Genomic DNA, 19,955 nt, shown 5'->3' on the forward strand with positions numbered 1-19,955 from the left:
CCTTGACTCATGGCCAGGTGTCATATTAGAACACGTTCTAGACGAATGTGTCATTCAGGAGAGGCGGATACCCGTTGTGACTATCGCCACCACCGAGGAACAGAGAGCTGCAGCGGGTGCGATCCAGGCTTGGGCGCGGTCGACGGACCCGCTGGTCACAGTACGGCAAGGACCAGCAGATTCGTGGCACACGTCGTGGCCGTCCTTCTCTTCGCTCGGAATTTTCTCGGTCGCCGTGCCCGAAGAGGTCGGTGGGTCGGGGGCGGAGATCGTCGATCTCGCCGCGATGCTCGAACAGGCCGCGACCGAACTCGCCCCGGGTCCTGTTCTCTCCACCGCTCTGGCCGCTCTCGTCGTCGGGCGCAGCTCCGGCGCCGCCGCGAAACGATGGTCCGAGGATCTCGCCGACGGCGCGATGCCGTGCGCGGTGGCTCTCGGCAACTCCCCGGTGAACGCGACCCTCGGGGCCGACGGCGGGTTGACGGTCACCGGCGACGCCGGCTTCGCGATCGGCGGCGACGCGGGCGTCGCCGTGCTGTTGCCGGCCGACACGGGCGAGCAGGTCGTGTGGTGCCTGGTCGACGGTGAATCCGACGGCCTGAACATCGCGGTCGCCGACACGATCGACAAGAGCCGTCCGCTCGCGCGGGTGCGGTGCGACGGGGTGGCGGTGGCGGCCGACCGCGTGGTCACGGGGGTGCGGGACGGGCTGGTGTCCGACCTCGCCGCGACCCTGGCCGCCGCGGAGGCGTCCGGCATCGCGGCCTGGTGTCTGCGAACGGCGGTGGAGTACGCCAAGATTCGCGAGCAGTTCGGAAAACCGATCGGATCGTTCCAGGCGATCAAGCACCTGTGCGCGGAGATGCTGTGCCGCGTCGAACAGTCCGGGGCCGCGGCGTGGGACGCGGCCGTTGCGGCGGAGGACGCGTGGAATGCGGACGGTGGCGAGCTCCCGGCGGCGGCGGCGGTGGCGGCGACGATCACGCTCGACGCCGCCGTCGAGACCGCCAAGGACTGCATCCAGGTGCTCGGCGGAATCGGCTTCACGTGGGAGCACGACGCCCACTTCTACCTGCGCCGGGCGACGTCGCTGCGGCAGCTGCTGGGCGGCTCCGCCCGCTGGCGGTCGCGGGTCACGGAACTGACCCGGGCGGGCGCTCGCAGGCACCTGTCGATCGACCTTTCGAGCCTGGGTGAGGAGCGGGCCCGGATCCGCGCCGACATCGCCGCGCTGGTGGCCCGGCCGGAGCCGGAGCGACGCGCGGCCCTGGCCGAGTCGGGCTACCTGGCCCCGCACTGGCCCGCGCCCTACGGGCGAGGTGCGCGCGCCGCGGAGCAGATCCTGATCGAGGAGGAACTGGCGGCCGCCGGGATCGGCAGACCCGACCTCGTGATCGGCTGGTGGGCCGTGCCGACCATCCTCGAGCACGGCAGCGCCGAGCAGATCGAGCGTTTCGCCACCCCGACGCTGCGCGGCGAGATCATCTGGTGCCAGCTGTTCAGCGAACCCGGCGCCGGCTCCGACCTGGCGGCGCTGCGGACGTCGGCGGAGAAGGTGGACGGCGGGTGGCGGCTGAACGGCCAGAAGGTGTGGACGTCGAGGGCGCAGGAGGCGGACTGGGCGATCTGCCTGGCCCGCACCGATCGGGAGGCGCCCAAACACAAGGGCATCAGCTACTTCCTCGTCGACATGACGAGCCCTGGCATCACCGTCTCGCCGCTGCGCGAGATCACTGGCGACGCCCTGTTCAACGAGGTGTATCTCGAGAACGTGTTCGTGCCGGACGACCTGGTGGTCGGGAATCTCGGCGACGGCTGGAAGCTGGCCCGCACCACGCTGGCGAACGAGCGGGTCGCGATGGGCGGGGGCTCCTCGCTGGGTGCGGCGATGGAGGAACTGCTCGCGCTCGCGGGCGAAGGCGACCCGGTCACCGACGACACGCTCGGCCGGCTCATCGGCAACGCGCTCGTCGGCTCGCAACTGGAACTGCGCACCACCCTCCGGCAGCTGGACGGCCAGGACCCCGGGCCCGAATCGAGCGTCCGCAAGCTGGTGGGCGTCCGTCAACGGCAGGCGGTCGCGGAATTCGCGATGGAACTCGGCGGCACGGACGGCTGGGTGGAGGGACCGCTCGCGCGCGAGTTCCTGAACACCCGCTGCCTCTCCATCGCGGGCGGAACGACGCAGATCCTGCTGACCGTGGCGGCCGAGCGGATTCTGGGGCTGCCGCGCGGCTGAGCCGGGCCGCGCTCGGCCTTTCGCGGGGTCCGGGATGGTGATACAACTAGAACACGTTCTAAATCGAAAGTGGGATTGTCAGCGTGGACTTCACTCGAGACGAAACCCAGGAGGCCGTGGCCCAGGTCGCGGCCGGACTGCTGGCCCGCGACCTCGACGGCGACGCCCTCTGGGCCGCCTTCGCCGACGCCGACCTGCTGACCCTCGCACTGCCGGAACGTCTCGGTGGCGAAGGGCTCTCGGTCACCGACGTCGGTGCGCTGCTCACCGAGGTCGGGCGGAAGGCGGCGCAGGTCCCGGCCCTCGCGACGCTCGGATTCGGGGTGCTGCCCATCGTCGCGCTGGGCGACGACGCGCAACAGGACGCCCTGTTCACCGGTCTCGCCGACGGTCGCACGTTCACGGCGGCGCTCGCCGAACCCGGGGCGCAGTTCCCGGCACGGCCGTCGGTGACGGCGGTCGCGGAGGGCGACGGCCACTCCGTCACCGGACGCGTGCTCGCGGTCCCGTACGCCGAGCGGGCGCACCGGATCCTGGTGCCGACGGACGCCGGGGTGGTGCTGGTGGATCCGGGCGCGGACGGCGTCGCGCTCACACCGACGCCCTCGGCGTCGGGCAGCCCCGAATTCGCGATCACGTTCGACCGGGCGCGGGGCGATCTGCTCGCGGCCGGCGACAACGCGGTGCAGACGCTGTACCGGATCGCGCTGGCCTCGATCGGGGCGGTGGCCGACGGACTGCTCTCCGGTGCAACGGTTCTGGCGGGCGAGCACCTGGCCACCCGGCACCAGTTCGGCAAGCCGCTCGCGACGTTCCAGGCCGTCTCGCAGCAGATCGCCGACGTCTACGTCACGTCCCGCACCCTGCACGTGTCGGCGCTCGCGGCGTCGTGGCGGGTGTCCGAGGGCCTGGACGCCCAGGACGATCTGGACGTGATGGCCTACTGGATCGCCGCCGAGGTGCCCGCCGCCATGCAGGTGCTGCACCACCTGCACGGCGGGATCGGCGTCGACGTGACGTACCCGCTGCACCGCTACTACTCGACCGCCAAAGACCTGGCCCGCCTCGTCGGCGGCGCCTCGTATCGACTCGACCTCGTGGGGGCCCGGTGTTCATCGATCTGACCGACGAGCAGCGTGAGCTGCAGGCGGAACTCCGGCGCTACTTCTCCGGGCTGATCTCCCCGGCCGAGGCCGAGGTGATGCGCACCGAGCGCCACGGCGCCACCTACCGCGAGGTCATCCGCCGGATGGGCAAGGACGGCTGGCTCGGGGTGGGCTGGCCGGTGGAGTTCGGCGGTCGCGGCTTCGGAGAGATCGAGCAGCAGATCTTCGTGAACGAGGCTGTGCGCGCCGATGTTCCGCTGCCCTCGGTGACGCTGCAGACGGTCGGGCCGACGCTGCAGACCTACGGCACCGAGGAGCAGAAGCGCAAGTTCCTGCCCGCGATCCTGGCGGGCGAGGTGCACTTCGCGATCGGCTACACCGAACCCGAGGCGGGAACCGATCTGGCGGCGCTGCGGACCACGGCCACCCGGGTGGGGGACGAGTACATCGTCAACGGCCAGAAGATCTTCACCACCGGCGGCCACGACGCCGACTACCTGTGGCTCGCCGTCCGCACCGGTTCGGCCGACTCGCGGCACCGCGGCATCTCCATCCTGATCATGGACACCAAGGACCCCGGCTACAGCTGGACACCGATCATCACGTGCGACGGCGCGCACCACGTCAACGCCACCTACTACTCCGACGTCCGGGTGCCCGCGAACATGCTGGTGGGCGAGGAGAATCAGGGTTGGCGCCTGATCACCACCCAGCTCAACCACGAACGCGTCATGCTCGGACCGGCAGGCCGGGTCGGGGGACTGTACGACCGCATCCGCAACTGGGCGATCGCGCACGACCTCCTGGGCGAACCGGACGTGCGGCGCGCGCTCGGCGAGATCCACGCGACGTACCGCCTCAACGAACTCCTCAACTGGCAGGTGGCGTCCAGTGAGTCGGACGCCGTCGACATCGCCGACGCGTCCGCGACGAAAGTGTTCGCCACCGAACGCATTCAGCGCATCGGCAGGCTCGCGGAGGAGATCGTCGGACGTTACGGCGACCCGTCCGAGCCGGCGACCGCCGACCTCGTGACGTGGCTCGACATGCAGGTGAAACGCAACCTCGTCATCACGTTCGGCGGCGGCGTCAACGAGGTGATGCGCGAACTGATCGCGACAGCCGGCCTGAAACTTCCCCGAGTCCCGCGATAGGAGCGCCGCGCGATATGAGTTCCGAACAGATTCTCGCTGCCGCAGAGGAGGTCCGGTCGGCGGGCCCGAGCGCTCCCCGGCCCGGACGGGACCCGATCAACCTGCCGATGATCCGCAACTGGGTGGAGGCGATCGGCGACAAGAATCCGATCTACGTCGACGAGGCGGCCGCGCGGGCAGCGGGACACGACGGCATCGTCGCCCCGCCCGCGATGGCGCAGGTGTGGACGATGCAGGGCCTGAACGCCGTTCGGCAAACCGACGACCCGCTCGGGCGCATGACGACCATCCTCGACGAGGCCGGGTTCACGTCCGTCGTCGCCACCAACTGCGATCAGATCTATCACCGCTACCTGAAGGTCGGGGAGGAGGTCACCATCACCACGACCCTCGAGGATGTGGTGGGCCCGAAGAAGACGGGCCTCGGCGAGGGATGGTTCTTCAACACCCGCAGTGTGTGGCGCGACGCCGCAGGCGAACCGGTGGCCGAGATGCTGTTCCGGATTCTGAAATTCATGCCGAAGACCGACCGGCCCGGGCCGTCGGGGAACGGGCAGGGTGCGTCCTACGACGACCTGGACCCGTCGAGGATGATGCGGCCCAGCGCCTCGCCGGACACCCAGTTCTTCTGGGACGGCGTGGCCGCGCACGAACTGCGGATCCAGCAACGCGAAGACGGGTCGCTGCAGCACCCGCCGGTGCCCGCGCTGTGGAAGGACAAGTCGGAGGCGACGGACTATGTCGTCGCGTCCGGCCGCGGCACGGTGTTCAGTTACGTCGTCCACCACGCGCCGAAGGTCCCGGGACGTTCGCTGCCGTTCGTGGTGGCGCTGGTCGAACTGGAGGAAGGCGTCCGCATGCTCGGCGAACTGCGCGGGGTCGAGCCCGCCGACGTGACGATCGGGATGCCGGTGGAGGCGACCTACCTCGACTTTCCCGGTGACGACGAGACGGGCGGCGCGCCGTGGACCCTGTACGCGTGGCAGCGCGGAGCGAAGGAGCAGTCATGACGTCCACCCTCGATGTCGTCGTGGGAACGTCGCTTCCGGAACTGTCCGTCACCGGCGACCCGACGTTCGTCGTCTCGGCCGCACTCGCGACGCGCGACTTCCAGGACGTCCACCACGACCGCGACCTGGCGCAGCAGCGCGGATCGAAGGACATCTTCGTCAACATCCTCACCGACACCGGTCTGGTGCAGCGGTTCGTCACCGACTGGGCGGGACCGACCGCGGTGATCACGTCGATCGCGCTGCGCCTGGGGGTGCCGTGGTACGCCTACGACACGCTCACGCTGAGCGGCACGGTGGCGTCGGTGGACGACGGCGTCGTCACGCTCGACGTCGTCGGGAAGAACGGTCTCGGCAACCACATCACGTCGAAGGTGACCCTCGTCCTGGACGGACGCACGAACGGAGCGGGTGCATGAGCGGGCTGTCGGGCAAGGCTGTCATCGCCGGGATCGGCGCCACCGACTTCTCGAAGGATTCGGGCCGGAGCGAATTGCGGCTGGCGGCGGAGGCCGTGACGGCGGCGCTCGAAGACGCCGGGCTGACACCGGCGGACGTCGACGGGCTGACGTCCTTCACGATGGACACCAACACCGAAGCCGCCGTGGCCCGTTCGGTCGGCATCCCGGATCTGAAGTTCTTCAGCCGCATCCACTACGGCGGGGGCGCGGCGTGCGCGACCGTGCAGCAGGCCGCGATGGCCGTCGCCACCGGCGTCGCCGACGTGGTGGTGGCGTACCGGGCGTTCAACGAGCGGTCGGGGATGCGGTTCGGGCAGGTGAACTCCGGTCTGGTGCAGCAGGCGAACTCGTCCGGTACCGACAACGCGTTCTCCTACCCGCACGGCCTGTCGACGCCTGCGGCGTTCGTCGCGATGGTCGCGCAGCGGTACATGCACGAATACGGCGCCACGAGTGAGGACTTCGGACGGATCGCGGTCACCGACCGCAAGCACGCGGCCACCAATCCGAACGCCTTCTTCCACGGCAAGCCGATCACCCTCGAGGACCACCAGAATTCCCGCTTCATCGCCGAACCGCTGCACCTGCTCGACTGCTGCCAGGAGTCCGACGGCGGCATCGCGATCGTGGTCACGTCGCCGGAGCGGGCGAAGGATCTGAAACAGAAGCCGGCGGTGATCGCGGCGGCGGCGCAGGGGAGCGGCAGCGACCAGTACATCATGACCAGCTATTACCGGCCCGAGCTCGCGGGACTGCCCGAGATGGAACTGGTCGGCAGGCAACTGTGGGATCAGGCCGGACTCGGCCCGCAGGACATGGATCTGGCGATCCTGTACGACCACTTCACACCATACGTATTGATGCAGCTCGAAGAGCTCGGCTTCTGCGGTCGCGGCGAGGCCAGGGACTTCATCGCCGACGGCGCCATCGATCTCGACGGCAGCCTGCCGCTCAACACCCACGGAGGCCAGCTCGGGGAGGCCTACATCCACGGCATGAACGGCATCGCCGAGGGGGTGCGGCAGATCCGCGGCACGTCCGTCAACCAGGTCTCCGGTGCGCAGAACGTCCTCGTCACCGCAGGCACCGGAGTGCCTACGTCAGGGTTGGTGCTGACGGCCTGACACCGGCCCGGGACTGCCTGCGCGCGATGTGTTTCGCGACGTAGGCGGCGTCGCGGCCCACCCCGCCGGTGAGCATCGACGCGAATGCCTGCAGGAACGGCAGACCGACGAAATACAGTCCGGGATGGTCGGGTGAGACTCCGCGGGACTGCTCGGGCCACCCGTCCGCACCGGTGACGGGGATCTGGATCCAGGTCGTGTCCTTGCGGAACCCGGTGCACCAGATCACGTTGCGGACGTCGAGAGCGGTGCCGTCGTCCAGGATCGGTGTGCCGTCGCGCACGTCGGTGACCTTCGCCGGGAAGTGCTCCACACCAGCCGCGGCCAGGTCGGCGCGCTTGACCCGGAGCAGTGGGCCGCCACCCGAGCGGACGTGGGTGCGCATCTTCCGGCCGATGGGGGTGCGTTCGGTCAGAACGTGATTCGCCATGAACCACATGATCGGGATCGCGACGTGCGCGGCGCGCCCCTCGAGGTCGAACGGCACCTCACCGCGGACGGGACCGCAGATCGTGGTGCGATGCGAACGGGAGGCCTCCAGGGCGATGTCCGCGCCGGAGTGGCTGCACCCGACCACCAGCACCGGCCCGTCCTGCAGTTGGGAGGGATTGTGGTAGTCGCTGGAATGCAGTTGCCGGATCCGGGGGTCGAGGCGGTCGGCGAGGTCGGGGATGACCGGGGTCTGCCAGGTGCCGGACGCGACGACGACGTTGCCGGCCTCGAATCGGTCCGTTCCGGCGGTGACGACGTAGCGGTCGCCGAGACGGGACAGTCCGTCCACGGTGACGCCGGTCCGGACCGGCAGCGCGAACCGCTCCGCGTAGGCCTCGAAGTAGTCGGCGACCTCGTCCTTCCCCGGCCAGGACCAGGCGGGGGCGGGAATTCCCCAGCCGGGCAGCCCGTCGTACCGGGCCGGACTGTAGAGCCGGAGCGAGTCGAACCGTTCCCGCCACACGTCCCCGACGCGGTCGTGGGCGTCGAGGATCACGAAGTGCTGCCCGCGTTGGGCGAGGTGGTAGCCGGTGGCGAGGCCGGCCTGCCCGGCACCGATCACGATCGTGTCGAAACGTTCTGTGGACATCGGGTGCCTTCTTCCCTCGGCGTTCGGTGGTTGTGCTCAACGCTAGGAGCGAGGCCGACCCGGGCGCGTCGGGAGAAAGGCGCAGATACGTACGACCGTATGGGTACTTTCATGTAGCCGGGCCGACGAGGTGATGCTCGTAGGCATAGGCCGTGGCCGCCGACCGCGACGAGATTCCCAGCTTGACGAAGATGTTGCTCAGGTGCCGGGCGACCGTCTTCTCGCTGAGGAACAGTTCCGTCGCCACCGCCCGGTTACTCTTGCCCGCCGCGACGAGGCGGAGCACGCACACTTCACGCGGGGTCAGCGGAGTGGAGTCCGCGGAGCCGGGACGGAACTCCGCCCGTAGTCGTTCGAGGTCGGGGAGCGCGCCCAGTTGCCGGTACGTGGCGGACGCGAGGTCGTGCTCCATCTGCGCGGTGTCGTCGTCGCCGAGGTCGCGGCAGACCAGCGCGACCGACTCCCGGACCCGCGCGCACTCGTAGGGCGCGCCGATCTCCTGCCAGCGCCGCCACGCGTCGCGCAGAACGGTCAGCGCGTCACTGCCCCGGCCCTCGGCGTGCAGCATCGATCCCGAAGCCTGCGCCGCCAGGGCACACAGATAGGGAATCGCGAACCCGGTTGCCGTCGAGTCGAGTTCGTCCGCGGCCGATCTCGCCGCCGGGACGTCGCCCGAGGCGAGCAAGATCTCCACGCACGCGGGCAGCAGCCGGGCGCGTTCCACGGCGCCGGTGGCTTCGTCCAGCGCGCAGCGGATCGACGCGGCCGCACTGCCGACCCGCCCCTGCGCCATCCGCAGCAGCGCGAGTCCGGGTTGCGGGCGCCTGCCCAAGCGGTTCGCCTCCAGGAACAACTTCTCGGCCTGGGCGACCTCGCCGCGCAGGCGGTGGAGGTCGGCCATCACGTAGGCGGCGGACCCGGCCGCGGGTTGCGAGGCGAGTCGTTCGTGCGCCCGCCGCGCCGAGTCCATCGCCGTCGGCCACTCGCCCTGCAGTTGCAGGATCTCGGCACGGTGGACGAGGCATTGGCCGCGGTAGGGGACGAGGCCGGGTTGCGAAGAGCACCATTCCTCCAGCGCCACAGTCCATTCCCGGGACCGGCGGAGGTCGCAGATGTTCTGGCACTGCTCGATCACGGCGCAGTACACGATCCCCGCGACCACCGGGGACACGTTGTCGGACGTCACCCCGACCATCGCCTCGTCGAAAGCGGACACCGCCTCCGCGACGTGCCCCAGCAGGACGAGCGAATGGCCGGTGCCCAGCACCCCGAGCGTCGTCAGATCCGGGTCGGCGAACCGGATGCCCACGTCCGTCACCGTGCGGAAGATGTCCTGGGCCGCGGTGCCGTCGCCGTCGTCGATCCGGCGTAGCCCCTGCGGCACCAGCAGGTAGCCACGCTCCGCGCAGTCCACGCCCGCGGTGTCCAGAAGTCGCTGGGCCTTGCCCAGCCAACCGCCGCCGCGGGCGTGCTCGCCCCGCATGAGCAGGCCGAACGAGAGCCAGAACGCGCACCGCGCCGAGCGCACCGGTCGACCCGTGCGGGTCCACTCGTGCACCGCCCGCTCCCACCATTCGGTGCTGGCGTCGTCCTCACCGAGCAGGTAGGCGGCGGTGGCGAGCAGTTCGAGGTCGTCACCCGGCAGCGGGTCCCGCCGATCGGCGCTCGACAGGCGGGTGTAGGTGTCGCGCCAGTCTCGCCGCTCGAAGGCCGCACGGCCCGTCCGGAGTTCCGACGCCGCATCCGACATCATGGTCTCCTGCCGAAGATCTGCACGCTGACCTGCCCGAATTTCAGACTACCGCCGCACAGGGCCTGCCCGGAACGTCGAATATTCCGCTGTACCTGTCGGTGCCTCGAGTCACACTGGGTCGACACGCCAACGGATGGGAACTTCTGATGGTCGATGCGATAACGGCAGAGGGTCTGGTCAAGAAGTACGGCAAGGTCACAGCGCTGGACGGGGTCGACCTCGCGGTCCCCGCGGGAACGGTGATGGCGCTGCTCGGCCCGAACGGCGCAGGCAAGACGACGGCGGTGCGGGTCTTCACCACCCTCCTCGTCCCCGACGCCGGCCGGGCAGAGGTCGCCGGTCTCGACGTCGTCCACGACGCGCGGGTGCTCCGGTCCCGGATCGGCGCGTCGGGTCAGTACGCGGCCGTCGACGAGTACCTCACCGGTTTCGAGAACCTCGAGATGGTCGGTCGGCTCTACCACCTCGGGGCCAAACGCAGTAAGGCGCGAGCCCGCGAACTGCTCGAACAGTTCGACCTGGTCGAGGCGGGAGATCGCCCCGTCAAGGGCTACTCGGGCGGCATGCGCCGGCGTCTCGACCTCGCCGGAGCGCTGGTGGCCGAGCCGGAGGTGCTGTTCCTGGACGAACCGACCACCGGGCTCGACCCCCGCGCCCGGCTGGCTCTGTGGGACGTCATCGACAATCTGGTCGCCCGGGGCACCACGCTGCTCCTGACCACCCAGTACATGGAGGAGGCCGAGCGCCTCGCCGACCAGATCGCGGTGATCGACCACGGTTCGGTCATCGCCCGCGGAACCGCCGACGAATTGAAGGATCGCGTGGGCGGTGAGCGCATCGAGTTGAGCGTCCGGGAGGGCATCGACCTCTCCGTCGTGCGCGACGAACTGGCCCCGCTCGCCGCAGGCGAGATCCTGCTGGAAGAGAACGTCCGCCGGGTGACGGTGCCGGTGACCGGCGGTGCGGACGCCCTCGTCGAAGCGCTGGGCCGACTCTCCAATCGAGGAGTGAAAGTGTTCGACGTCGGTCTGCGCAGACCGACCCTGGACGACGTCTTCCTCACCCTGACCGGACACGAAGCCGAAGAGGAGCACGTCTCATGAGCGCACCACAGACGGCGTCCGTGCACACCGCGCTCGCGGACGGGCTCACGATCGCCAAACGCAACATGATCAAGATCAAGCGCGTCCCCGACCTCATCGTGTTCACCACGTTGTCGCCGATCATGTTCGTGCTGCTGTTCGCGTACGTCTTCGGCAGCGCGATCCAGGTTCCCGGAATGTCGTACCGCGAATTCCTGATCGCCGGGATCTTCACGCAGACAGTCATCTTCGGGGCCACATGGACGGGCCTCGGGATGGTCGAGGATCTGCAGAAGGGGATCATCGACCGATTCCGGTCGCTGCCGATGGCCCCGTCCGCCGTCCTCCTCGGCCGCACGTCCACCGACGTCCTGATCAACATCGTCAGCCTCGTCGTGATGTCGCTGACCGGTCTGATCATCGGGTGGCGCATCCACTCGAGTCTCGGCGAAGCAGTTCTCGGCTACCTGCTCCTGCTGTTGTTCGCCTACGCCCTGTCCTGGGTGATGGCGGTGGTCGGACTCTGGATCCGCACCCCGGAAGTGTTCAACAATGCCAGTTTCATCGTCATCTTCCCGCTCTCGTTCATCGCGAACACGTTCGTCGAGACCACCAACTTGCCCGGCCCGCTCAAGGTGATCGCCGAATGGAACCCGGTGTCCGCGGTGACACAGGCCGTGCGGGAACTGTTCGGAAACACCAACCCGGCCATGACCGTTCCCGACGCCTGGCCGTTGCAGCACCCGGTCATCGCCTCACTCCTGTGGTCGGCGGTCCTGCTGGTGATCTTCGTACCGTTCGCGATCCGGCGGTACAAGAAGGCGGTCAGCCGGTGAACGGTCGCGGCCGTGCTGTCGCCGGACGAACGGGACGCTCGTTGCGTCAGATCGAACGAGCGTCCCGTTCGTCCGAGGCGCTAGTGGAGTTCGCGCGGCGAATCGACGTCGCGTCCCGAGCCCAGATCGGAGCAGTCGACCGCCTCGGCGCCGTGTGCCGCGAGGTACTTCCGCGCGCCGGAGTCCCCGGTGAGGCTGTGCCGCAACGGGAGCAAGTGGTCCCGGCCGATCAGAACCGGATGCCCCGGACGTCCGCCGTAGTGGGCCTGGCGCAGCGCCGACCGGGCGTCGCCGGGCGGCACCGACACGATCCGCCGGACGGCGTCGACACCGAGGTCGGGGAGGTCGACGAGGGTGATGACGACGGCGTCGACGTCGTCGAACGTCGCCGCGACCTCCAGCCCCCGACGCAGGGACGCGGACATTCCCGACTGCCAGTCGTCCGCGATCCCGACGGTGACGGGGACACCGCCGGGCAGGAGGTGCTCGGCCTCGTCGGCGCGGGCACCGAGCACCACGACGGTCGGCTCACATCCGGCCTCCGACAGCACCCGGACCCCGCGCGCGAGCCACGGTTCTCCGTCCGCGCCGACGACGAGCGCCTTCGGCATGCCCATGCGCGAACCGGCCCCGGCCGCGAGCAGCACGCCCCCGATCGTCATCGAACTCTCACCGTCCCACGCTGCATGCGTTCAAACATACGACGGTACGGCCGTAGACTGGCCGGTGGCCTCGGCAGGCCCAACAGACGGCACGCCCAACAGTCGGAACGGACGGACGCATGGTTGATCCGAACAGAGTCGGCGAACCTGCCCAGCAGGAGTTCGCGCAGCGATGGGGTGGCGCGGGCAGCATCGTCGACCTCGACGGTCCCGTTCACTGGGTCGAATACGGCGAGGAGACCGAGTTCCCTCCGGTGGTCATGGTCCACGGGCTCGGCGGCTCGCACCTGAACTGGGTGCGGATCGCACCGGTCCTCGCCGAGCGCACCCGCGTGCTCACCGTCGATCTCCCCGGGTTCGGGCTCAGCCCGTCCGGACGACGCCGCACAGGGGTCGGCGCCAACGCGAAGGTGCTGCACCGTTTCCTGCGCGACGTCGTCGGCCGTCCCGTGATTTTGATGGGCAACTCGATGGGCGGCATGATCTCGCTGTTCGAGGCGGCGGCGCACCCGGAGACGGTCTCGGCGCTGGTCCTGGTCGACCCCGCACTGCCTGTCGCGCAACGGATCCCGGATCCGCGGATCGCCGCACAGTTCGCGATGTACTTCACCCCGTTCGTGGGGGAGCGGTTCCTGCAGTACTCGAGCCGGAAGTTGACGGACCGGCAGTTGGTCGAGCGGATGATCGACCTGTGCTTCGCCGATCCGAGCCGAGCGTCGGAAGATTCCCTCGACGCCGCAGCGGCTCTCGCGGGCTACCGGCGCGGGCTGCCGTCCGAGGACGCGGCGTTCCTCCAGGCCAGCCGCTCACTGATGCGGGTCCTGGCCCGCCCGCGCCGGTACCTCGACACCATGCGGTCGATCGCGCAGCCCGTCCTCCTGCTCCACGGCGACCGCGACCGGCTGGTTCCGGTCGCGGCGGCCCGCAAGGTGGCGACCGCGAATCCGCGGTGGGACAGCGTGATTCTCGCGGATGTGGGGCACACTCCGCAGCTCGAGGTCCCCGACACGATGCTCGACCGTGTGCTGACGTGGGTCGACCGGCACGGTCTGATCGACGTTTAGGTTTCGGCCGCTCCGCCGGTCCCGGCGATCGACTGCGCGAGCGCACGGAACAGGTGCGTCAGTTCGGGCCGCGTCGCAGTTCCGCTGCGGACGACCCCGCACACCGGGATGCGCAGTCGATCGTGCGCCTCGCGCAGGAAGCTCAGCCCGCGGCGGGGCGTCGCGTCGGCGGTGTCGGCGTACAGCACCGTCCACGACCGCGGGGTGGTGAGGACGTCGAGGGTGGCCGTGTGGTCGCTGGGGATCGACGGTCCGAGCATCACGCGCTGCCCGACCTGCCGGAATGCGTCCTCGACCACGTTGTGGATCAGGATCTGACTGCTGCGGGGCGGCAGCAGCAGGGGGTAGGGCGCCAGTTCGCTGAGGTCGACGGTCGAGACCCCGGCGAGTGGGTGTTTGCTCGACGTCACGATCACCAGGTCTTCGAGCCCGAATTCGACGGTTTCGAGGCCCGGCCGGTCGACGCCGCCGCGGATGAGTGCGAGGTCGGCGTCACCCGACGCGACGGCGGTCATCCGGTCGGTGAAATCCTTGATGACGAATTCGATGTCGAGCTGCGGGAAGTCTTCGCGGACAGCCGATATCGCCTCCAGGCTCTGCGTCGCGAAGCTCATGCTCGCGCTGATCCGGAGCCGGTTGCGGGGGTCGAGTCCCACCGACAGCGCGCGCGCCTCGAGGCCCATCATCTCGGCGGCAATGGGCATCAGTCGTTCGCCCGCCGCGGTGAGCCGGGTGGCGCGTGTCGAGCGTTCCAGCAGGGTGGTGCCCAACTCGGTTTCGAGTTTGGCGATCTGATGGCTGATCGCCGACTGGGAGATAAAGCAGCGTTGTGCCGCGCGCGAGAAACTGCCCTCCTCGCCGACCGCGAGGAAGTAGCGAAGCTGTCGGAACTCCATGACCTGAGGTTACGTCCTTCGGGGAAGACTTATGAGCAATCGAGATAACACTATTTCGATTTCCCCAGCTTACTGGCAATTAACAACGGTCGATCCCTAATGTGGAGCTCATACGCGGAGCTAAGTAGACGCATGAAGCAGTAGGAGGTTTTCGGTGGATCGCACACAGGTCGTCATCGTGGGATCGGGATTCGGCGCACTCGCGGCGGCGAAGAAGCTCGGCAAGGCCGGCACGCCGTTCGTGCTGATTTCCGAGACCACCGAGCATCTGTTCCAGCCCCTTCTGTACCAGGTCGCGACCGGTGTCATCTCGCCCGGCGAGATCGCCCCGTCCATCCGCGCGATCCTCGCCAAGTACCCCAGCGGCGACGTCCGCCTGGGCCGCGTCGTCGACGTCGACCCGGACAAGAAAGAGGTCGTCTACGAGGCCGGCAGCATCCGCCACACCATCGGTTACGACAGCCTCATCGCCGCGACGGGCGCCCGGCAGGCCTACTTCGGGCGCGACGAGTTCGCCGAGGTCACGTACGCGCTCAAGACCGTCGCCGACGCCGACCGGCTGCGCAGGCAGATCGTCCGCTGCTTCGAGGAGGCGCACACCACCTCCGACCCGGAGCGTCGTCGCGACCTGCTGCACTTCATCGTGATCGGTGCCGGCCCGACCGGTGTCGAACTGGCAGGTCAGATCAAGGAACTGGCGGGCCGCTACTTCGAGAAGTCGCTTCGCGACATCACGTCCGAAGAGGTCACCGTCACGCTCGTCGAGGGTGCGAACGAGACGCTACCGGTCTTCGGCGGCAAGCTCAGCAAGTACACGCAGGACTCGCTGGAGAAGGCGGGTGTCGAGGTGGTTCTCGGCACGATGGTCACCGACATCGACGACCACGGCGCCACCCTGTCGTCGCCGAGCACCGGTTTCGAGAAGCGCCTCACGGCGGACACCATCATCTGGTCGGCGGGGATCCAGGCCAACGACTTCGCGGCAGTGCTCGCGGACCGGACCGGCTGCGAGACCGGCCGCGGCGGCCGGCTGCTGGTCGACGAGGACCTCACGGTGGGCCGCTACGACGACGTCTACGCGATCGGCGACATGGCGTCGCTGAACAACCTGCCCGCGCAGTCGCCGTTCGCGATGCAGGGTGGACGCCACGTCGCGGCCATCATCACCGGGAAACGCGCCCTCGGCACGCCGTTCACGTACCGCGACAAGGGCAGCATGGCGATCATCAACCGGTTCCGCGCGATCACCCGCGTCGGCAAGGTCGAGCTGACCGGTGTGCTCGCCTGGTTCCTGTGGCTCGCCGTGCACCTCGTCTACCTGGTCGGATTCCGCAACCGGTACGTCGCGGTGATGTCGTGGTGCGGTTCGTTCCTCGGACACCGCCGCCCGCACTTCCACTACGCCCAGGAGATCGAAACGATCGAGTTGAGCGACCAGCGGGAGGACGCCGCAGCCTAACGTGGTCCCATGACCGTCACCAGCGCTGGAGTACTCCTGTATCGCACAGACGATGCGGGGGTGCTCCAGTTGTGGATCGTGCACATGGGTGGCCCGTTCTGGGCGCGCAAGGACGACGCCGCGTGGTCGATCCCCAAGGGCGAATACGTCGAGGGCGAGGATCCGTACGCGGCCGCGCTGCGCGAGTACGAGGAAGAGATCGGCGCGCCGCCGCCCGCGGTCGAGTACGAGTTGCTCGGCGAATTCCGGCAGCCCTCACGCAAGGTGATCACCGTGTACGCGGCAGAGGTGAGCGAAGACGTCGCCTTCGTCGAGAGCAACACGTTCGAACTGGAATGGCCGCCGCGGTCCGGGAAGATTCAGCAGTTTCCCGAGGTCGACGACGCCCGCTGGTTCCCGTCGGATGTCGCCGAAAGGAAGCTGGTCAATGGGCAGCGTCCCATCGTCGAGGCACTGCTGCGGCTTCGCCGCCCGTGAGTACTTATTAACGTCGGGCGGTTAACAAGTACTCACGGGCGGCGAAGCCGCACGCCACACGGCGGCGGGGGTCATCGGGAGCCGCCGAAGCCGGGCGCCGGTGGCGTCCGCGATCGCGTTGGCCAGGGCCGGGGCGACCGGGTTGTACGGGGACTCACTCATCGACTTGGCGCCGTGCGGGCCCAGCTCGTCGTAGGTGTCCGCGAAGTAGACCTCGGTGTCCGGCACGTCCACGAGCTGCGGGATGTGATAGTTCCGCAGCTGCGGGTTGAGGACGGTCCCGGCGCCGTCGAGCAGGATCTCCTCGTACAGCGCGCTGCCGATGGCCTGCGCCACGCCGCCCTCGACCTGCCCGCGGCACTGCTGCGGGTTGAGGACCGTGCCGGCATCCGCGGCCTGGATGGACTGCAGGATCCGGACCTCCCCGGTGACGGTGTCGACCGCGACCCGGAAGGCGTGCACGTTGAACACCACCGACCGCGGGGTGCCGTCGTGGTGGCCCTCGGCCCGGAGCGGTCCCTCGGGTACCAGCTTGTCGAGTTCGACGGTCCGCCCGGCGACCACGACCGCGTCGGGTGTGAGCGCGCAGTCGCTGTCCTCGGCGGCGCCGGCGACGCGACGGGCGACCTCGAACAACAGCTCCCGCAGCCGGGTTCCGGCGAGATGTACCGCCTTCCCGGCGACGACCGTGCCTGCCGAACCGAATGCTCCGGTGTCGTGCCCGGCGACGTCGGTGTCGGATTGGATCACGGTGATCCGGTCGGCGGTGGTGCCGAGCGCGGATGCGGCGAGCTGCGCGTGCACGGTGGTGGTGCCGTTCCCGAACTCGGCTGTGCCCACCCGCAGTTCGTACCGGCTGCCCTCGACGAGGGTGCAGGACACGTCCGCGAAGTGCCCCCGCGGCGGGATGGTCGCGATCATGGACGCCGCCATGCCCTCACCGACCCGCCACTGCGGCCCGTCCGGCGGAAGCGCGTCGTTGCCGCGGCGCAGGGCGGCCTCCGCCAGGTCGAGGCACTGGTCCAGTCCGTAACTGCCGTACGTGAGGTCGCCGTGTTCGACTTCGAAATCGACGAAGTCGTCGCCCGGGACGACCACGTTGCGACGACGCAACTCGAACGGGTCGATCCCCAGCTCCGCGGCCAGCTGGTCGAGCGCGGACTCCACCGCGAAGATGATCTGCCCCAGCCCGTAGCCGCGGAACGCCCCGGACGGCAGGTTGTTGGTGTAGACGGCCTGAGCGTCCACCCGCTTGTTCGGCGACCGGTACAGCGCAACGGATTCGCTGCAACCGTGGAACATCACGCCCACCGAATGATTGCCGTACGCACCGGCATCCGACAGCACGTCGACGGCGAGTGCCGTCAGCCTTCCGTCGCCGTCGGCACCGACCTTCACCGACACCCGCATGGGATGCCGGCACGGGGCGATCGTGAACTGGTCGGAACGGGTGAACTCGTACTGCACCGGTCGGCCGGTGCGCAGCACGGCGAGGGCGACGAGGTCCTCCACCAGCATCTCCTGCTTCGCGCCGAAGCCGCCCCCGACGCGGGCCGTGAACACCCGGACCTGCGCGCGGTCGAGTGAGAACAGGTGAGCGAGTTCGTCGCGGACGAGGAAGGGCACCTGGGTGCTGCTGCGGAGGGTGAGGCGACCGTCGGAGTCGAGCCAGCCGATGGCCGAGTGGGTTTCGAGATGCGTGTGCTGCACGCGCTGGGTCTGCCACGTGCCCTCCACCACCGCACCCGTGTCCCGCGCCGCCGCCAGTCCGGCGGCGAGGTCGCCGGTCTCGCCGTGGACCTCGGCCACCAGATTCCGGGCCGGGTCCGCGATCCGGGACTCGGTGCCCTTGTCGCCGTGCAGCAGGGGTGCACCCGGGCGGCGCGCCAGGTCGGGGTCGAAGACCGGTTCGAGGACTTCGTACTCCACCTCGATCAACTGCAGTGCGCGCCGGGCGATGTCGACGGAGTCCGCGACGACCGCGGCGACGCGCTGCCCGCGGAACCGGAGGATCGTGTCGAACACGTAGGTGTCGTCGGGGTCGTCGGTGCGGAACTCGTGACGCGCGGTGGAGAAGGCCACGCCCGGACTGTCGCGGTGGGTGAGCACCCCGTGGACGCCGGGCAGTCGCTCGGCGGCAGACGTGTCGAGACGGGTGATGCGGGCGTGCGGGTGCGGGCTGCCGAGGATCTGGATGTGCGTCAGCCCGTCGACGGCCAGGTCGAGCGTGTACGGTTCGGCGCCGCACACCACCCGGGTGGCCGCGGGTGCGGGAATCGACCGTCCGAACGACTCACCGGCACTGTCCGATTCGGTGGTGCACACGCCGCCGACGGCGTCGCGGATGGAGCGATAACCGGTGCAGCGGCAGAGATTTCCCTTCAGCGCGCGCGGCAGGTCGGCGCGTTGCGCGGAGTCGAGCGCGGACGCGGTCACCACCATCCCGGGTGTGCAGAACCCGCACTGGAATCCCGCCGCGTCGACGAATTGCCGTTGCACGGGATGGAGTTGGTCGGGACTGCCGAGACCGGCGGCGGTGGTCACCTCGCGGTTCTCCGCGCGATGCGCCGGCACCACGCAGGAGTGCACCGGGGCGCCGTCGAGCAGCACGGAACAGGCGCCGCAGTCCCCGGCGTCGCAGCCCTTCTTGACCGCGAACCGCTGCTGTTCCCGCAGGAAGGTGCGTAGGCACTGACCGGGCCGTGCGTCGGCGTCCACCGACTGACCGTCGACCGTCAACTTCATTCCAGCTCCCTCCGGATCTCCTCGGCGAGGACGCCCGTGACGTGACGACGCCAGTCCGCGGCGCCGTGCGCGTCCGTCAGGTAGTCGTCGGGGGAGATCCGTTCGGCCAGAGTGGCGCTCAACGCATCGGTGCCGGGAACGGCGGGGAAGCGCAGGACGAACGGGCGGACGGTCGACGCGGTGACGGTCAGCGTGAATCCGTCCGCGCCGACGCGTCCGGCGAGCAGGGCACCGGACCGTCCGAGCGGCGAGTACGCGATCTTCCGCAGCGCCGTGCGGCCCCGCAATGCGGCGGCGGGGAGGTGGATGCTGCGGATCAGTTCACCGGCCCCCAGCGTCGTGCGGCCGGCCCCGGTGACGAACCGCTCTACCGGAACCCGGCGTTCACTGCCGTCGGCGGACCAGATCAGGAGTTCGGCGTCGAGCGCGCAGCACAGCGTGATCATCGCGCCGGCAGGCAGCGCCAGCGCGAGGTTGCCGCCGACGGTCGCGGTGTGCCAGATCTTCCACGACGCGGCGAGCGACTCGGCGCACGGCCGGAACAGGTTCTTCGCCGACCACTCGGCGGGAAGCGGTGCATTGCAGAGGTTCTCGATGGTGCACGTCGCGGCGAGTTCGAGTCCGTCGTCGTGGACGGTGATCGCAGACCAGTCGAGGGTGGCCAGGTCGACCAGCCGGGTGACCGTCGGTTGCGGCTCCGAATACAGCCAGGTGCCGCCCGCCAGGTACGCCGTTCCGGGTTCCGGGGCGGGCAGGTCGTCCCGGCTGCGCGGCGCCGAGATCTCCGTCACGAACGACAGATCCAT

17 protein-coding genes are annotated in these 19,955 nt (G+C 69.3%); 11 read left to right on the top strand and 6 right to left on the bottom strand.

Annotated features, from left to right (window positions below):
- Nucleotides 1-76: 76 nt before the first annotated feature.
- The 6 genes from JWS14_RS24270 to JWS14_RS24295 all read left to right on the top strand — a co-directional run bounded on the left by JWS14_RS24270 (nucleotide 77) and on the right by JWS14_RS24295 (nucleotide 7,094).
- Nucleotides 77-2,239: an acyl-CoA dehydrogenase family protein gene (locus JWS14_RS24270; RefSeq protein WP_206014560.1), complete on the top strand. Its 2,163-nt coding sequence runs from the start codon at nucleotides 77-79 to the stop codon at nucleotides 2,237-2,239.
- 83 nt (nucleotides 2,240-2,322) lie between these two features.
- Nucleotides 2,323-3,363, top strand: coding sequence for an acyl-CoA dehydrogenase family protein (locus JWS14_RS24275; protein ID WP_206014561.1), 1,041 nt, complete (start codon nucleotides 2,323-2,325; stop codon nucleotides 3,361-3,363).
- On the top strand, nucleotides 3,348-4,499 hold the full coding sequence (locus JWS14_RS24280) for an acyl-CoA dehydrogenase family protein (RefSeq protein WP_206014562.1): 1,152 nt from the start codon (nucleotides 3,348-3,350) through the stop codon (nucleotides 4,497-4,499). The genes JWS14_RS24275 and JWS14_RS24280 overlap by 16 nt, the downstream gene beginning before the upstream one ends.
- A 14-nt stretch (nucleotides 4,500-4,513) precedes the next feature.
- Nucleotides 4,514-5,509, top strand: coding sequence for a bifunctional MaoC family dehydratase N-terminal/OB-fold nucleic acid binding domain-containing protein (locus JWS14_RS24285; RefSeq protein ID WP_206014563.1), 996 nt, complete (start codon nucleotides 4,514-4,516; stop codon nucleotides 5,507-5,509).
- Nucleotides 5,506-5,928 carry a MaoC family dehydratase gene (locus JWS14_RS24290; RefSeq protein WP_206014564.1) on the top strand — a complete coding sequence of 141 codons (423 nt, stop codon included), beginning with the start codon at nucleotides 5,506-5,508 and terminating at the stop codon, nucleotides 5,926-5,928. The genes JWS14_RS24285 and JWS14_RS24290 overlap by 4 nt, the downstream gene beginning before the upstream one ends.
- Nucleotides 5,925-7,094 (top strand): lipid-transfer protein, encoded by a 1,170-nt coding sequence (locus tag JWS14_RS24295; protein WP_206014565.1) that lies wholly within the window; start codon nucleotides 5,925-5,927, stop codon nucleotides 7,092-7,094. The genes JWS14_RS24290 and JWS14_RS24295 overlap by 4 nt, the downstream gene beginning before the upstream one ends.
- Here JWS14_RS24295 and JWS14_RS24300 read toward each other — a convergent pair.
- Together JWS14_RS24300 and JWS14_RS24305 are read right to left on the bottom strand one after the other, a co-directional pair.
- Nucleotides 7,066-8,175, bottom strand: coding sequence for a flavin-containing monooxygenase (locus JWS14_RS24300; protein ID WP_072939456.1), 1,110 nt, complete (start codon nucleotides 8,173-8,175; stop codon nucleotides 7,066-7,068). The genes JWS14_RS24295 and JWS14_RS24300 overlap by 29 nt on opposite strands.
- A 109-nt stretch (nucleotides 8,176-8,284) precedes the next feature.
- Complete coding sequence (locus JWS14_RS24305) at nucleotides 8,285-9,925, bottom strand: helix-turn-helix transcriptional regulator (RefSeq protein WP_206016173.1); 1,641 nt, start codon at nucleotides 9,923-9,925, stop codon at nucleotides 8,285-8,287.
- 149 nt (nucleotides 9,926-10,074) lie between these two features.
- Between JWS14_RS24305 and JWS14_RS24310 the strand changes: the two genes are divergently transcribed.
- The gene (locus tag JWS14_RS24310) at nucleotides 10,075-11,031 is read left to right on the top strand and encodes an ATP-binding cassette domain-containing protein (RefSeq protein WP_072939455.1); all 957 of its coding nucleotides are present in this window, start codon (nucleotides 10,075-10,077) and stop codon (nucleotides 11,029-11,031) included.
- Nucleotides 11,028-11,846 carry an ABC transporter permease gene (locus JWS14_RS24315; RefSeq protein ID WP_072939452.1) on the top strand — a complete coding sequence of 273 codons (819 nt, stop codon included), beginning with the start codon at nucleotides 11,028-11,030 and terminating at the stop codon, nucleotides 11,844-11,846. Before JWS14_RS24310 ends, JWS14_RS24315 begins: the two co-directional genes overlap by 4 nt.
- 80 nt (nucleotides 11,847-11,926) lie before the next feature.
- On the opposite strand, the gene JWS14_RS24320 is transcribed toward JWS14_RS24315, so the two are convergent.
- Nucleotides 11,927-12,508: a nucleotidyltransferase family protein gene (locus tag JWS14_RS24320; RefSeq protein WP_206014566.1), complete on the bottom strand. Its 582-nt coding sequence runs from the start codon at nucleotides 12,506-12,508 to the stop codon at nucleotides 11,927-11,929.
- Nucleotides 12,509-12,627: 119 nt separating this feature from the next.
- Here JWS14_RS24320 and JWS14_RS24325 point away from each other — a divergent pair, with 119 nt between their 5' ends.
- On the top strand, nucleotides 12,628-13,572 hold the full coding sequence (locus JWS14_RS24325) for an alpha/beta fold hydrolase (protein WP_072939447.1): 945 nt from the start codon (nucleotides 12,628-12,630) through the stop codon (nucleotides 13,570-13,572).
- On the opposite strand, the gene JWS14_RS24330 is transcribed toward JWS14_RS24325, so the two are convergent.
- A complete protein-coding gene (locus JWS14_RS24330; RefSeq protein ID WP_072939445.1) occupies nucleotides 13,569-14,468 on the bottom strand; it encodes a LysR family transcriptional regulator in 900 nt (299 codons plus the stop codon). The genes JWS14_RS24325 and JWS14_RS24330 overlap by 4 nt on opposite strands.
- Before the next feature lie 154 nt (nucleotides 14,469-14,622).
- On the opposite strand from JWS14_RS24330, the gene JWS14_RS24335 reads away from it, so the two are divergent.
- Together JWS14_RS24335 and JWS14_RS24340 are read left to right on the top strand one after the other, a co-directional pair.
- Complete coding sequence (locus tag JWS14_RS24335) at nucleotides 14,623-15,927, top strand: NAD(P)/FAD-dependent oxidoreductase (RefSeq protein ID WP_072939443.1); 1,305 nt, start codon at nucleotides 14,623-14,625, stop codon at nucleotides 15,925-15,927.
- A gap of 9 nt (nucleotides 15,928-15,936) precedes the next feature.
- Nucleotides 15,937-16,404: an NUDIX hydrolase gene (locus JWS14_RS24340; protein WP_206014567.1), complete on the top strand. Its 468-nt coding sequence runs from the start codon at nucleotides 15,937-15,939 to the stop codon at nucleotides 16,402-16,404.
- A gap of 21 nt (nucleotides 16,405-16,425) precedes the next feature.
- Here the strand turns inward: JWS14_RS24340 and JWS14_RS24345 are convergent, their stop codons facing one another.
- Together JWS14_RS24345 and JWS14_RS24350 are read right to left on the bottom strand one after the other, a co-directional pair.
- On the bottom strand, nucleotides 16,426-19,149 hold the full coding sequence (locus JWS14_RS24345; RefSeq protein WP_095863042.1) for a molybdopterin-dependent oxidoreductase: 2,724 nt from the start codon (nucleotides 19,147-19,149) through the stop codon (nucleotides 16,426-16,428).
- Entirely contained in the window at nucleotides 19,146-19,955 is an 810-nt protein-coding gene (locus tag JWS14_RS24350; protein WP_206014568.1) for an FAD binding domain-containing protein, read from the bottom strand. The genes JWS14_RS24345 and JWS14_RS24350 overlap by 4 nt, the downstream gene beginning before the upstream one ends.

The sequence above is a fragment of the Rhodococcus koreensis genome, assembly GCF_017068375.1.
GTDB lineage: Bacteria > Actinomycetota > Actinomycetes > Mycobacteriales > Mycobacteriaceae > Rhodococcus_F > Rhodococcus_F koreensis.